Origin of the sequence: Agarivorans sp. Z349TD_8, from assembly GCF_050870825.2 — a bacterium.
Classification (GTDB): domain Bacteria; phylum Pseudomonadota; class Gammaproteobacteria; order Enterobacterales; family Celerinatantimonadaceae; genus Agarivorans.
In genome coordinates this window covers 1,784,213-1,799,076 of sequence record NZ_CP194037.2, presented here as the reverse complement: position 1 = coordinate 1,799,076, position 14,864 = coordinate 1,784,213, and the positions used below count along the sequence as shown (strand labels likewise).

Genomic DNA, 14,864 nt, shown 5'->3' with positions numbered 1-14,864 from the left:
CTGAAATAAAAAAACTCGGCATCAAGGCCGAGTTTTTTATAAGGCGTAAACCAATATACTTAATCTGTCACTGGGCATAACCACAATACTTGATAAGGCTTCAGTTTATAGTCCACTAAGTTAAGCCGCTCTTCACTAAGTAAGTCTTCACATTCCCCTAAGTAGGCCTGTGGCAACTGAGCACAGTGATCAAGATGCTGCGGATATTTTGTGAGGTTAAAGACTGCTAATAGCGCTTCGTGTGACAAAGATACACCTCCATTTGGCGCTAAACCTCGTTGCAGCACAAATACAGCATCGCCACAATCATAAACGCGCTGAGCCGCTTGCGGGTTAAAGGCTGCGATCGACTTACGCAAAGCCAACAGATCGCGATAACGATGAAACACCTGAGCTTGCGCACTATGCCCTTGAGCTAATAAATCTTCAAACTCTTGACGCTGCCAACGATGACGATTAATCGAACGAGTGCGCCCAGTCTGCTCCACCAGTAAATGATCGTTAGCGGTCGCCGTTAAGCTATGAATATAAATCCCCGGGATCCCTTGTAAACTTAACAGCACCATCTGACTACATAAAAACCGCTCAACCTGCCACTGATCGGAGCCCGTTCGTGTTCCCTGCAAGGCATCAAATAAAGAAATATTTAGTTCATAGGGATTTTGAGTGCCATCACCATTAGATTTCATGCTGACAAAACCACCAAAGTTGTGCACCGACTCCGCCAAATCGGAAATTTCATGTTTCGGAATAATCTGTTCCACCGCCCGAACACCGATACCGTCATGAGAGGCGACAAAATTAAAATAACTACAGCCTTCTGGCAATGCCGCTAAATCACGAGCCCACGCCGTTAAATAGTGTCCGTTACCACGATTTAAAGCGTGTAACAGTAAAGGGGGTAAAGCAAATTGATAGACCAGATGAGCCTCATCTCCAGCACCAAAATAACTAATATTCTCTTGGTGAGGGACGTTAGTTTCGGTGATTAAGACTAAGTTTGGATCGAGTTGTTGCATCACCCAACGTAGCAACTTAACAATCGCGTGGGTCTGCGGGAGGTGAATGCAATTAGTACCGAGTAGTTTCCAAACAAAAGCCACCGCATCCAAACGGATAAACCGCCCACCTTTATTTAAGTAGTAAATAAAAATATCGATAAAAGCTAATAGCACCTTTGGATTTGAAAAATCTAAATCAATTTGATCATCACTAAAGGTGGCCCAAACATGCTTTAAGCCTTTTCTAGTATAAACATCAACAATTAAAGGATTAGTGCGCGGCCGAGTCACTTCACTATAATCCAGCGAGGGATCAGACTCGATAAAGTAATCTTTCCCTTCCCCCGAACCATTTACAAAATCATTAAACCAAAGGCTCTGTCTGGAACAGTGATTCATCACCAAATCAAACATCAACTCAAAGTCCTGATTGAGCGCCGCAACATCTTGCCAATCCCCCAGGCTATAGTTGACTTGATAATAATCAATCACCGAAAATCCATCGTCGGAGCTAAACGGAAAGAAAGGCAATATATGAACGGCGCTAATCAGTCCTTCTAAATAATCACCTAAAAACCGATGCAAACTTGACAAGGGTAATAGGCCTTCAGTCAACACACTGTCCCCATAACTGATCAAAATCAGATCTTGTTCCGACCATGATTGATAACGAGGAAAGGTGGATTTAGCCGCTTCTATCTTTAAGCCAATGTCATGGCCCAGCGACTCAGGTACAGAATCACCAAAAATTTGCTGTAATAGGTGTTCGAGTTTTTGCATAGACAGCCCTCAGTGATCAACATTGTACGTATTGGAATATAACTCTCCAAGTAACGTGCCAATCGTAAATAATCAATCCCGGTTAACTAAAACCGATGTAATACGTTGTTTCATATATAAAAAACAATCAATAAACAACCAACGACTATTAACATAAAAAATAATTATCTTTACTTAGTGCCCTTTGTCCCGTTTTAATGCATTATTTTGGTTCAGCCGATAAATATGCACTAAAGCAGTGCAATTGAATCGTTGGAAGCCTCTGGCCAAACCAAGTGAATTCATATAAAACAATTCTAAAACAAACGCTTAACGACCATGCGCAACGACACTGGCATCGCTCTTGCTGCGTTTACCTTAGATATTCAATAACACTAAGCTTAGGCTTGAAACGAGCCTCGTTGAAAGGATACAAGGAGTTGCTATGTCCATGATAAAGAAATGTCTATTTCCGGTAGCAGGCTATGGAACCCGCTTTTTACCGGCCACTAAATCAATGCCTAAAGAAATGCTTCCCATCGTTAACAAACCCCTGGTTCAATATGGCGTCGAAGAAGCCGTTGCTGCGGGTATGAGTGATATGGCATTTATCACAGGCCGAGGCAAGCGTGCCATCGCCGATCATTTCGACATCAGTTACGAGCTCGAAAATGAAATCGCCGGCACCAGTAAAGAAGCCTACCTCAAAGAAATTCGTCACCTAGTCGACAATGTTAATTGTACCTATACCCGCCAGAAAAAAATGATGGGCCTGGGACATGCCGTGTTATGTGGTGAGACTTTAATTGGTCAAGAACCCTTCGCCGTAGTGTTAGCCGATGATTTATGTTTTGGTGATGACGGTGGTGTTCTTGCGCAAATGGCAAAACTATATCAACAATTCCGCTGTTCGATTATCGCCGTTATGGAAGTACCAAAAGAAGAGGCCCATAAATATGGCGTGATCGAAGGCGAAGCCTTACGAGATGATTTATTTCGAGTGACGTCGATGGTCGAAAAACCACCATTGGGCGAGGAGCCATCCAATTTAGCGGTGATCGGTCGCTATATTCTCACCCCAGACATATTTCATTTATTACGCGATACTCCCGCCGGTAAAAATGGCGAAATTCAGTTAACCGACGCACTGTTAACTCAAGCCCAAAACGGCTGTGTCATGGCTTATAAATTTAAAGGTAAACGCTTTGATTGCGGCAGTGTCGAAGGTTTCGTTGACGCAACCAACTACTGCTTTGAAAATCTTTACGGCAAGTAAATTCGGCAAAATGCGATCAAGCGCCAGGACTTAAGCCCTGGCGCTCATTTTAGGGTAAGCTCCAAATCCCATATGTACCAAGGGATAGCCAGTATAACGCTCGGACCGGTAACGCAATACTTGAAAACGATGCCGTAAATAGAACTGATAAGCCGCTACGTTGTCGACAAACAAATGTAACTGAAGATGCGAACGAAGACGTTTTGCCAACGCCAGTAACTGAGAGCCAATTCCTTTGCCCTGCCAATATGGGCTGACAAACAAAGCAATCAACTGATGCTGTACCAAAACTAAAAAACCACACACCTGCTGAGACACTTCGGCCACCCACACTTCCGATTCGTATTGATACAAACGTTGTAAGGCCTCTTGCCGCTCCCACCAATATCTACTCGGCAAAAAGTCATGCGCTCGTAAACTTGCCGCCAGCCAAATATCACTAATTTCATCGCTGTCGGAGGTTTTGGCTTGGCGTAAGCTTAAAGTCGAAGCAAACTTGGAAAATGTCATTTAGGCATTCATCAACTGAATAAGTGGATTTTGAGTATGGATAATCGTGCGCCATGCCGATGTGAGTCAGCTCCTATTTCATGTGCGAGATTTCGATTCAGATCACAAATCATTAACAAACTGTTCAAATCTGGATCCGCGACGACAACAAAATCAATCATTGCGTCTTGCAAGTCAAAGCTCAAACTAAAAAAACGAAAATGGCCACTGACAAGTACGGTAGTTTTGTTAGAATAGCGCCCCTTATTTGACAAAGAGCCAATCCGTTATGTGGTTTAAAAATCTAATGTTGTTTCGAATCACCAAAGAACTGGAACTCGAACCAGAAAAGCTAGACGCTACCTTAGACGAGCTAAGCTTTAGCCCTTGCGGAAGCCAAGACCTAAGCAAGTTTGGTTGGGTAGCCCCCATGGGTAAATTCGGTCAAAGTTTGATTCATGTTGTCGGGAACGAATACTTGGTATGCGCCAAGAAAGAAGAGAAAATGCTCCCTGCTTCGGTGATCCGCGATACCTTACAAGATAAAATTGAACTTATTGAACAAGAGCAACAACGCCCGCTTAAAAAAGCCGAAAAAGATGCGTTGAAAGAAGAAATTATACTGAGCTTATTACCTCGAGCCTTTTCCAGAACCAATTTAACTTACGCTTGGATTAGTCCAGAAAACGACTTAATTGCGGTTGATGCGGGTAGCGTAAAGAAAGCCGAAGAAGTCGTCTCGCTGTTGCGAAAATCCTTAGGCAGCTTACCTGTGACACCAATTAAGTTAGCAAACCAAGCCGATGTCACCATGACCGACTGGTTAAACGAAAAGCTGGTTCCGGCTAATTTTGAATTGGGCGAAGAAGCCGAGTTACGTAGCGCCCTAGAAGGTGGTGGTATTATTCGCTGTAAAGAACAAGACTTATTCAGTGACGAAATTAAAGTGCATTTAGATGCCGATAAATTTGTAACTAAACTAGAACTAACTTGGGCTGAATCAATACGTTTTATCCTCAGTGAAGATATGAGTATCAAAGGTGTGAAGTTCACCGATACCATCACCGAACAAAATGAAGACATCGACAAAAGCGATGTAGCGGCACGCTTCGATGCCGACTTTGCCCTGACCAGCGGCGAACTCAGTAAAATGATCCCTGATCTCATTGCAGCCCTAGGCGGCGAATTAACCAGCTAAGTCCTCATTTAAACTTACCTATTTCACCAACCATTAACATACTTTCAAGTAGTTACTTAATGGTTGGTGATTTTTCATACAAAGCCATTGCAAGCCCCTTTAGCAAAGCGTAAAATGCGCGCCCTTATTGTGCTGCTCGCAGCCATTCTCAATGATTCGACTCAGACCCGGAGCTTTGATGTTCAAACCAGAATTACTGTCACCTGCTGGCACCCTAAAAAATATGCGTTACGCTTTTGCCTACGGCGCTGATGCTGTTTATGCAGGCCAACCTCGTTACTCATTACGCGTACGTAATAACGAATTTAATCATGAGAACCTTGAACTGGCGATTAACGAAGCACACCAGCAAGCTAAAAAGCTCTATGTGGTAAGTAACATCGCGCCGCATAACGCCAAACTAAAAACCTATTTACGTGACATTGAACCCGTCATCGCGATGCAACCCGATGCTCTCATTATGTCGGATCCTGGTATGATCATGATGGTGCGAGAAGCTTTTCCTGAACAAACCATCCATCTCTCAGTTCAGGCGAATGCGATCAACTGGGCAACGGTGAAGTTCTGGCAACAGCAAGGGGTTGAACGAGTAATTTTGTCCCGCGAGCTATCCTTAGACGAAATCGAAGAAATTCGGATGAAAGTTCCAGAGATGGAATTAGAAGTTTTTGTCCATGGTGCCCTCTGCATGGCCTACTCTGGCCGCTGCTTGTTATCAGGCTACATTAACAAACGCGACCCCAACCAAGGAACGTGCACCAACTCCTGCCGTTGGAAATATAACGCTCACGAAGCCAAAGAAAACGAAGTGGGTGACATTATCGCCGCTCAGCCGCAAATCGTAGAGCCGACCTTAGGTGCAGGCGCACCCAGCGACCAAGTCTTCTTACTCCAAGAGCAAGGGCGCCCCAACGAGTATATGCCCGCCTTTGAAGACGAGCATGGCACTTACATTATGAACTCGAAAGATTTACGGGCGATTCAACACGTCGAACGTTTAACAAAAATGGGGGTGCACTCACTTAAAATTGAAGGCCGAACCAAATCTTTCTACTACTGTGCTCGCACCGCTCAAGTCTATCGTCAGGCGATCAATGATGCGGTGGCTGGTAAGCCATTCGACCCAAATTTAATGGGCACCTTAGAAAACTTAGCCCATCGTGGTTACACCGAAGGCTTCTTGCGTCGTCATACTCACGACGAGTATCAAAATTACGACTACGGTTATTCAATCAGTGATAGCCAACAATTTGTTGGCGAAGTGGCCGGACGCAATCCGAATGGCTTGGCCGAAGTCACCGTAAAAAATAAATTCATCTTAGGTGATACGCTCGAGTTGATGACCCCTCAAGGGAACCTGAGCTTCAAACTGGAGCATCTTGAAAATAAAAAAGGTGAGCTCATCGATGATGCAAAAGGCAGCGGACATACCGTGTTTTTGCCAGTTCCCGAAAATGTAGACTTAGCGCATGCATTGTTGATGCGCAATCTACAATCAGGGCAAAATACCCGTAACCCTCATCAAACAGCAAGCGCCAAAGGTTAAGCATGGCGCTACAAATTAGCAAAAAATGCATCAACTGTGACATGTGTGAGCCAGAATGCCCGAATCAGGCCATCTCCTACGATGGCAGGATGACAGTCATTGATCCTGCGCGTTGTACCGAATGCAAAGGCCACTATGAACAGCCAACTTGCATCGCAGTTTGTCCTATCGACTGCATCAGCGTTAACCCAGCTTATGTCGAAAGCGAAGAGCAGTTGTACGATAAATTTGTCGCCTTACATGGCGACCTGCTGATTGCCAAATCGGCAAGCTAAGCCAACCCAACTAACCATCAATCACTTAAAGTCAGCATATCAAATTGCTGACTTTATTCTTTATAAAAGCATATTTCTCCCTTCAATATACTGCGACTAAGTCCACACAACTAAACAATAGAAAGTGATCCACAACACCTATTTAATGTTTTTGTCAAAAACCTTATTGCTATTTTTGTCATCTTATCTAAATGTAATAACTGCTCACAAAAGAAACAAATATTTACTTTTAATAAACCAGTATTTTGATAATAAATGGCTATTACTAAAATATTATCAAAAAAACGTAATCATTTAGAAAATACAGATCGGAGGCATCATCGAACCATCATAAATAAATATAACAAAAATACCCTATACAAAAATTGAACGAATCAATTGACTAAAACTACATGATAAAGGACTAAATCAATGATTAGTAAAACCAACGTAGGCACTCTCAAGCCCTTGGGATACTTACTGTTATCGGTGCTAACACTCAACTCAAATGCATTGCTAGCCGCAGATAATCTAAGTATCGGAGCCGGATCCGATGGTAGTAGCAAGGCCAGTGGCACCAGCTATGGAAATGTTCGAGACGGTGATCTAAGCAGTTATTGGGCACCCAACGGCAGTAGTGGCAGAATTTCAATCAAATGGAGTAGCGAAGTTAGTGTTGCCTCTGTCGCCATTGTTGAAGCCACAAGCTATCAGGGAAATATCGGTTCATGGCAGCTCGTCAATAATGATGACGGCACGGTACTGGCCACTGGTTCTGGAGCTGGAACCATAAATTTCAACGCGATAAGCACCAAAAAGCTTAACTTCGAAATCCTCAGCGCTTCCGGTTTAGCCACCGTGGCTGAATTTGAAACCTATAGTAGTAGCGGTAGCACAACACCGGAACAACCCTCTTTTGAATCATCATTATCAAGTTCGGTCAGCAACGACTCCGTATTACTCAATTGGAGTGTCAGCGGCATTGATCTTGCGAGTCAGCAAATTTATCGCGATACCGACGCCGATCCGTCTGGACGAGTGAGAATAGCCTCGGGAATAACCGCAAACACCTATACCGATAGCGGCCTAGCAAATGGGACTTACTACTACTGGATTAAATTCACCGACAGTGAAGGAAATAATTACAATACTGACGCCACTGCAGCGACCGTCAATGTATCGGATGACTCCGGCAATGTAGATCTTGATGCCGATTGTAATCAACTAGTCAACGACCCTTCAATCAACTGGTGGGAATCATCCTTACAAACAGAACAACAAATCGTCGAGTGTCTAGCTACATCGTTAGGTAAGCCTGTCGGCTTCGGTAGTCAAACCACCGGGGGCTACAACCCTGATGGCGGCAGTCACCTTGTTGTGATTACTAAAAACAGTAGTACTTCTGTTGAACAACAAATCCTCAACGCGATTAGTTCTCCTGCCTATAACTGGATAGTCTTCGATAAAGACGACTTCGCCACAGACACAACCGTTGCCATGTACCGCCTCGGTTGTAGCAATGGCGATGTACTCGATGCCTTAGATGGTGCCAGCGAAGCGGAATGTTTAAACCCACAACTTTGGTGTTCGAACCATGGTGTAGCAAGTGATGAGTGTGACGATACCTTCTTTAACGATAAGCTCAACGATAAGAGTCTAAATGCACTCAAAATTCCGATGATCGACTCCAATACCACCCTTGATGGACGCACCAGCAAAGTTACTTTTGAATTTAGTGGTTTCAAAATGGGTGCAGACAGCAGTGGTAGTAGCACCTATGTCACCGAAAATGTAATTGTCACCAACAACCGATTCATTGGTGTTGGCCACACCGAAGACCACAATCTTGATCCCGACATGCTGCGCTCTACAGGAGAGTCGCATAATATTTGGATCCACCAAAATACCTTCGAGCATACGGGTGACTCAGCCTTTGATGTGAAAGTGGGCGCTTACGATATTAGCGTATCCTTTAACAAATTGATCAATGTAAAACGTGCTGCCTTACATGGTTCTAGCGATAGCCGAACCGTGAACGACCAAATCACCACCACCATTCATAATAATTTGTTCATTACCACCGATGAGCATTTTGGTGACAGTGCCTACAATGGCCTGCGTCGAGTGCCACTAATGCGTCGAGGCCAATCACATATGTTTAACAACGTATTCTATGGCTATCGTAAAGACCTGCTGAGTGTACGCGTGGGTGGTCGAATTGCTTTTGAAGATAATATGTTCCTGAATAATATCAACAACAGCAAGGGTGATGACATGGATTACTGGCTTGAAACTTTATTACGTGACTATCGCGAAGGCGGCTTAGAGATCAGTGGAAGCTATGTTTGGTACGCCAATGCCAATTGCCAGCTTCAAGGCAATCCTGGCGATTTAAGTGCGTCTTATGGAACGACCCCAGATATGTTTTCCAGCTACGACAGCAGCAGTAAAAGCGTAATTAATAGTAATCGCTTCAGTGCTGGTGACGATTTGGCGCAATACAGTTTTGCCACAGCAGGTAAAGGCGGTTTAACACCCTATTTATCCCCTGCGGCTTTATCCACCCAACAAGTGATTGCGCAGGCCCCCTCTTCTTGCCAATAATGCTTCAATAAACTAAATACTGCCAGCTTCTAGCGAGGCTGGCTTTTTATCTTTCATACTAGTTCTTTCTCCGATAACCATCTGAAGCTATCGCGACAACCCATTCAAAGAGCTAGCAGTTATCATTTCACCGAGGCTTATCGCTTAATAAAGCGAGTCTCATCCACCCACTGCCACTAAAAATCGATCATATTTTGAATGAATTTATTGACGAAACAAATAATTAAAAATATCAAGTTGATAACCGCTCCTCAAAAATTCAATTCTGCACCCCAAAGACTCAATCATTAAAATTTCGCGAGTAATTTAGTGACTTACCGCAAATATTGAATATTTTCATCATGGCTATATTTAAGGCTTTGTCGTTATAATGATCACACGCTAATTTTTTTGAACCGATGTTTCTTTTAAATTCGCTCGTTATTTTATTTTTGATAAATTTAACTATTTAGTTATACATAAATTTAGATCGAACATTATGTGGTTCTTTAAACCTCAGTAAAATATCAACCAAAAACAGTACGGTTATTCACAATAAGTAATCGTTCTCGCAGATAAAGTGTTTTGATAAATAAGGACTAGTATCATGATAAGCAAGGGTAAAACACTAACAATGAAGCCACTGGGCTACTTGTTATTGTTAGCTGTCACCTCCTGCGGGGGTTCCTCTGACGGTGGCACACCAAACAGCACGCCAAGTGCAACCGCCACTGGTAGCAGCCTCGCCAATGGCACCAGCTACGACAACGTTATTGACAATGACCTTAGCAGCTATTGGGCTCCAGCTGGCGCAACTGGTTCTGTTTCTATTACCTGGCCAGCGCAACAAAACATTAGCTCAGTCACCATCACTGAAGCCGCTAATTATCAAGGTCACATCGGCGCGTGGCAATTAATCAATCAAGATAGCTCAAACACTACGGTGGGTGTGAATGCCAAGGCAAGCAGTGATTCGGTGATCATGTCGGGTTCTGGTGCGGGCACCATCAACATCAGTACCATCAAGACCAATAGCCTCACCTTCGAAATTCTCAGCTCGACAGGAGTTGCAACGGTTGCAGATTTCAAAGTTTCCAGCAGTGGCTCGACGCCCTCCTCCGAACCAACTCTCACTTTCAGTGGTAAAACGGCTGGTCCCTCAGTCACTTTAAACTGGACGGCTCGAAGTATTGAGGTTACAAATCAGAAAGTTTACCGTGATACCGACGCCACCTTCGAGGGTAGCAACGCTATTCAATCCAACATCGATAACGTCAGTTACAGCGATAAAAATCTCGCCGACGGCAGCTACTACTACTGGTTAGGTGTCACTGATAAGGCAGGGACTGAGCACCTCAGTGCCGCGTATCACGCCACCATAGATTCAAGCACGATTAACGCTTGTCATGACTTGGTGACAAACGCTGATGTGAATTGGGACGAATCTTCATTAAGCGAACAAGAGAAGGTTGAGTGTTTATCCTCTAGCTTGGGTAAGCCGGTGGGTTACGGTAGCAAAGCCGTGGGCGGTTATGATGTAGGTGGTAATAGTAACTTGGTTGTCATCAAAAAGCCGACAGATGGCTCGCTGGTTGAAAAACAAATACTCAATGCAATTAGCAGCGATGCCTACAACTGGATTGTATTTGATAAGGATGATTTTAAAGCCGATACCAACATTGCGATGTACCGTTTAGCCTGTGAGGAGCCTGCAGTGCTCAGCGCTCTGGACAATGCGAGCAAAGCCGAATGTTTAGACGCTGAATTATGGTGTACCAATCACGATGTTTCCAGCAGCGACTGTGATAATACCTTCTTCAACATCAAACTAAACGTTGATAACAGCAATGTGAAGAGTGCGCTGGCAGTTCCAATGATCCACTCTAATACTACCATCGATGGACGTGGCGCGAACGCCAACTTTAAATACAGCGGTTTTGAAATTGGTAATGGCGACGATACCCCGTCCGAAAACGTAATCATTAGCAACGTGCATTTTGTTGGCGGTGGCCACACCGAAGACCATGAAGCCGATCCGGATATGATCCGTTCAACTGGTCAATCGCACGATATTTGGCTGCATCAAAACACCTTTGACCACACTGGCGATTCCGCCTTCGATGTGAAGCAAGGTGCTTATAACATCACCGTTTCATTTAACAAATTGAAAAACGTGAAACGCGCGGCTTTACATGGTTCAAGTGATAGCCGTCCGGTGAATGCCAATATTCGAACCACAATTCACAATAACTTATTTGTAACCGATGATGCTTCTTACGCTGCTTCGGAGTTTAACACCGGACGTCGAGTACCGCTGTTACGCTGGGGTCAGTCACACATGTTTAACAACGTGTTTTATGGTTATCGAAAAGATGTATTGAGTGTTCGTAAAGCAGGTAGCATCTTATTTGAAAATAATATGTTCTTAAACAACACCAATAACGCGAAAAAAGATGATATTGACTATTGGATCAAAAGTATCATCGGCACAAAACTAGTCTACGACGATGGTTCTAGTCTTAAGGTCAGTGGCACCAAGGTTTACGAATCAAACGCAAATTGTCAGGCCCAGGGTTCTGGTAGCAGCCTCGATGGCTCATCCGTATTAATCGGTAACGTCCCTGATATGCTTGCCAGATATGATGCCGCGAGTCAAAGCACCATTAACGTAAACATGATGGCAACTAGCCAAGACCTGGCCGACTATGTTTATGCGACCGCTGGTAAAGGAGGTTTAAGCCCTTATGTTGCCAACGACGCTCTCAGCGCAGCTGAAATCATTAAATTAGCGCCAGATACTTGTCAATAAACGACCGCGTTTAAAGCGTCTGCTTGAATTAAAAACCAGCTTCTCATGAAGCTGGTTTTTTATTTTTTCGTACTGCATTTTTATCGATGATATATCTCGAAGGCCACCACCCAGCGGGAGGCAGTTAACATTTGCTAAAAACTAAGCTTTTTGTAAATGGAATATTTGCTTTACAATGTTCGAATAATTATTAAACACCCAAACATAAACACAACACTTAGCAACAGGACGCCCCAGTGGAACAGAGTATTCCCAACACAACAACTTCCCCCGTGCAATCTTTACAAAAAATCATTCAGCTACTTGGACCCGGGATCTTAATGGCTACCGCCGCCATTGGCGGCAGCCATTTAGTTGCCTCCACCCAGGCGGGCGCCAAATTTGGCTGGCAGTTGGCCTTGTTAATCTTTCTGGTGAACGTATTTAAATACCCTTTCTTCCGAGCGAGTGTCAGTTATACCATCAGTACTCAGCAAACCCTGCAACAGGGTTATATGAGCATGGGCAAAGGCTACCTGCTGACAGCCTTTTTACTCAATTGTATCGCCGCCGTGGTGAACTCGGCAGCCTTACTCATGTTTGCCGCTAGTCTATTAGGTTATTTTGTGCCGGTAGCCTTACCCATGCCGGTGTTATGTGCCATCATTTTAGCCGCAAGCTTAGTCATCTTAATTGCGGGTCACTTTTCGGCGCTGAACAACGTTGCCAAAATAATCATGGCGGCATTGGTGGTGGCAACGCTGAGTGCAACCGCCATGGCCTGGTATCAAGGGCCGGTCGCTCCGGCAGATTATCAGGCGCCCTCGCCTTGGAATATGGCCACCATTGGATTTTTAGTGGTCACTATGGGTTGGATGCCCGCCCCCATCGAAATTTCAGGCATTACCTCACTGTGGTTAAAGCAGCAGTGTCAAAATGAAAAAGTCACCGCCAAGTCAGCCTTATTTGACTTTAATCTCGGTTATATGACGACAATGTTATTGGCCTTAGTATTTTTAGCCTTAGGTGCATTAGTTCTCAATGGCAGCGGTGAAACCTTAGCTGCTGGAGGCATTGGTTTTTCTCACCAATTAGTGAGCTTGTATGCCAGTACCATTGGCGAGTGGTCACGCTACCTCATCGCAGTGATTGCTTTCTTGTGTATTTTTGGCTCGTCGATCACCGTATACGATGGCTATTCGCGAGCCCTCGCCGAAGGTTTTTCTTTATTGAAAGGCCAACCAGAGGCTTCCAATAGCCAATTTGTGCGCTGGTTGCTGGTGGTATCGGTGGTGAGCTTTGGGATTATATTATTTTTTAAATCTGCTTTATTAGCGATGTTAGGCTTTGCCATGACACTCGCCTTTATGACCACCCCCATGTTTGCTTGGCTCAACCACAAGTTAGTCAACACAGCGGCCATTAAAACGGAGCTGAAAGGTGGACTCGGATTACGGGTCGTCAGTTACCTTGGCCTGATTTATCTTTTCGGCTTCTTAGCCTTATTCATCATTTGGAAGTGGGTACTGTAGCGACTCGGAGCTGTCATATCCCAACTAAAATAAGGCGGCTTTAAAGCCGCCTTATTTACATGTTCATTATTTAGCGATCACCTCTTCGGCTATAGGCTGCTGTGAGCCTGCTTGTTGCGGACGTAAACTGTAAATCAAAATTGCGCCCAATATCGCTGTCACTCCCATCACTATCTGAGGGGCCATCGGGTTGCCAAATATTGGTTCCGCAAATTCGCGAACCGGAGCCCCCAAAGCGCCACCAAAGGCACCGAACATGTTCACAAAACCGATCCCTGCTGCTAAAGCACTACCGGAAAGTATCGCGCTTGGCATCGTCCAAAACATCGGCTGAACCGCAATAAAGCCGGAAGCTGCCAAAGACAAACAAAAGATAGAGGCAACCGGAGAAGCACTCAACACCGCAGAACCAATAACCCCAATCCCTGCAATTGTTAATACCAAGGCGGCATAATGCGCTTCAGCAAATCGCTTCGCCGCATAACGAGGAATATAATAAGTTGCAAAACCTGCAACCACCCAAGGAATAGCTGCAACAAGGGTTGAAATAAAAGTAACATTAACGCTGCTAATCAACTTGGCAACGGTTGAAGGCAAATAAAATGCTAAACCATAAACCGACAGTTGGATCACCCCGTAAGCGATGGCGAGCGCCCACACCCGGGGAATTTTAATCGCATCAGAAATCCTCGATGCCACCGATTTTTGCTCTTCTTGACTCAGCTCGCGCATCAGGGCTTTTCTTTCACCATCATTTAAAAAGCGGGCGTGTTTAGGTTCACTATCTAAATAAAAGTAAACAAATACGCCGACTGCAGCAGCTAACAAACCTTCCACTAAGAACATCCAAAACCAACCAGGATGGCCTAACCAACCGTGTAAACCTTCGAGTAAGGCCCCAGAAAAAGGGGTACCCAGAGCCAAGGCAATACAGGGACCCACGTAAAACATACCAATAATGGTGCCGCGATTTTTTTGCGGGAACCATAAAGAGGTTAAGTAAATCATTCCTGGGAAGAATCCAGCCTCTGTAGCCCCTAGCAAGAAACGAGTGGTCACAAATTTAGTTTCGGTATCGGCAATCGCTAACGAACATGAAACCAAGCCCCATAGGATGGTGGTAAAGGCGATCCAACGTTTGGCACCGACTTTCTTCATTAACAAATTACATGGAGCCCCCAAGAAGGCGTAAGCTAAGAAGAAAATTGATGCCCCCGAGGCAAATGCGGCGCTACCAATTCCGGTATCAGCCATATACTGAACCTTCGCGACGCCGATGTTTGCTCGATCGAGAAAAGCTAAAATGTAGAGTAATAACATCAATGGAACGAGACGGACCATTGATTTATGGACAGCAGAATCTAACAATGATGAATTGTTCATAACAAGACCTTTTATTACTAGAGCGAACGCAGCGCGCCTGCTCTAGTCCTAATAA

Annotated in this window: 10 protein-coding genes; 7 read left to right on the top strand and 3 right to left on the bottom strand. The window is 44.4% G+C overall.

Translation table 11 applies throughout. The features are described from left to right. Nucleotides 1-59: 59 nt before the first annotated feature. A complete protein-coding gene (locus ACRRS1_RS08200; protein WP_432468036.1) occupies nt 60-1,781 on the bottom strand; it encodes a sugar phosphorylase in 1,722 nt (573 codons plus the stop codon). A gap of 430 nt (nt 1,782-2,211) precedes the next feature. On the opposite strand from ACRRS1_RS08200, the gene galU reads away from it, so the two are divergent. Beyond that, nucleotides 2,212-3,036: a UTP--glucose-1-phosphate uridylyltransferase GalU gene (gene galU / locus ACRRS1_RS08195; RefSeq protein ID WP_432453660.1), complete on the top strand. Its 825-nt coding sequence runs from the start codon at nt 2,212-2,214 to the stop codon at nt 3,034-3,036. 30 nt (nt 3,037-3,066) lie between these two features. On the opposite strand, the gene ACRRS1_RS08190 is transcribed toward galU, so the two are convergent. Next, entirely contained in the window at nt 3,067-3,546 is a 480-nt protein-coding gene (locus ACRRS1_RS08190; RefSeq protein WP_432468037.1) for a GNAT family N-acetyltransferase, read from the bottom strand. Between the two features lie 268 nt (nt 3,547-3,814). Here ACRRS1_RS08190 and rdgC point away from each other — a divergent pair, with 268 nt between their 5' ends. The 6 genes from rdgC to ACRRS1_RS08160 all read left to right on the top strand — a co-directional run bounded on the left by rdgC (nt 3,815) and on the right by ACRRS1_RS08160 (nt 13,426). Then, nucleotides 3,815-4,723, top strand: a complete 909-nt coding sequence (gene rdgC, locus ACRRS1_RS08185) for a recombination-associated protein RdgC (RefSeq protein WP_432453662.1) — start codon at nt 3,815-3,817, stop codon at nt 4,721-4,723. Nucleotides 4,724-4,901: 178 nt separating this feature from the next. Continuing rightward, entirely contained in the window at nt 4,902-6,269 is a 1,368-nt protein-coding gene (gene trhP / locus ACRRS1_RS08180; protein ID WP_432453663.1) for a prephenate-dependent tRNA uridine(34) hydroxylase TrhP, read from the top strand. Nucleotides 6,270-6,271: 2 nt separating this feature from the next. After that, complete coding sequence (locus ACRRS1_RS08175) at nt 6,272-6,544, top strand: YfhL family 4Fe-4S dicluster ferredoxin (RefSeq protein WP_432453664.1); 273 nt, start codon at nt 6,272-6,274, stop codon at nt 6,542-6,544. 411 nt (nt 6,545-6,955) lie between these two features. Beyond that, on the top strand, nt 6,956-9,127 hold the full coding sequence (locus ACRRS1_RS08170) for a pectate lyase family protein (protein ID WP_432468038.1): 2,172 nt from the start codon (nt 6,956-6,958) through the stop codon (nt 9,125-9,127). A 586-nt stretch (nt 9,128-9,713) separates the two neighbouring features. Next, nucleotides 9,714-11,915, top strand: a complete 2,202-nt coding sequence (locus ACRRS1_RS08165) for a pectate lyase family protein (protein WP_432468039.1) — start codon at nt 9,714-9,716, stop codon at nt 11,913-11,915. Between the two features lie 320 nt (nt 11,916-12,235). Continuing rightward, nucleotides 12,236-13,426: an NRAMP family divalent metal transporter gene (locus tag ACRRS1_RS08160; RefSeq protein WP_432456191.1), complete on the top strand. Its 1,191-nt coding sequence runs from the start codon at nt 12,236-12,238 to the stop codon at nt 13,424-13,426. Between the two features lie 66 nt (nt 13,427-13,492). Here the strand turns inward: ACRRS1_RS08160 and ACRRS1_RS08155 are convergent, their stop codons facing one another. After that, entirely contained in the window at nt 13,493-14,809 is a 1,317-nt protein-coding gene (locus tag ACRRS1_RS08155) for an MFS transporter (RefSeq protein ID WP_432453667.1), read from the bottom strand. Nucleotides 14,810-14,864 lie beyond the last annotated feature (55 nt).

Coding starts and splice junctions, on each gene's coding strand:
- ACRRS1_RS08200 (WP_432468036.1), bottom strand. CDS start 1,781: ATGCAAAAACTCGAACACCTATTACAGCAAATTTTTGGTGATTCTGTA.
- galU (WP_432453660.1), top strand. CDS start 2,212: ATGATAAAGAAATGTCTATTTCCGGTAGCAGGCTATGGAACCCGCTTT.
- ACRRS1_RS08190 (WP_432468037.1), bottom strand. CDS start 3,546: ATGACATTTTCCAAGTTTGCTTCGACTTTAAGCTTACGCCAAGCCAAA.
- rdgC (WP_432453662.1), top strand. CDS start 3,815: ATGTGGTTTAAAAATCTAATGTTGTTTCGAATCACCAAAGAACTGGAA.
- trhP (WP_432453663.1), top strand. CDS start 4,902: ATGTTCAAACCAGAATTACTGTCACCTGCTGGCACCCTAAAAAATATG.
- ACRRS1_RS08175 (WP_432453664.1), top strand. CDS start 6,272: ATGGCGCTACAAATTAGCAAAAAATGCATCAACTGTGACATGTGTGAG.
- ACRRS1_RS08170 (WP_432468038.1), top strand. CDS start 6,956: ATGATTAGTAAAACCAACGTAGGCACTCTCAAGCCCTTGGGATACTTA.
- ACRRS1_RS08165 (WP_432468039.1), top strand. CDS start 9,714: ATGATAAGCAAGGGTAAAACACTAACAATGAAGCCACTGGGCTACTTG.
- ACRRS1_RS08160 (WP_432456191.1), top strand. CDS start 12,236: ATGGCTACCGCCGCCATTGGCGGCAGCCATTTAGTTGCCTCCACCCAG.
- ACRRS1_RS08155 (WP_432453667.1), bottom strand. CDS start 14,809: ATGAACAATTCATCATTGTTAGATTCTGCTGTCCATAAATCAATGGTC.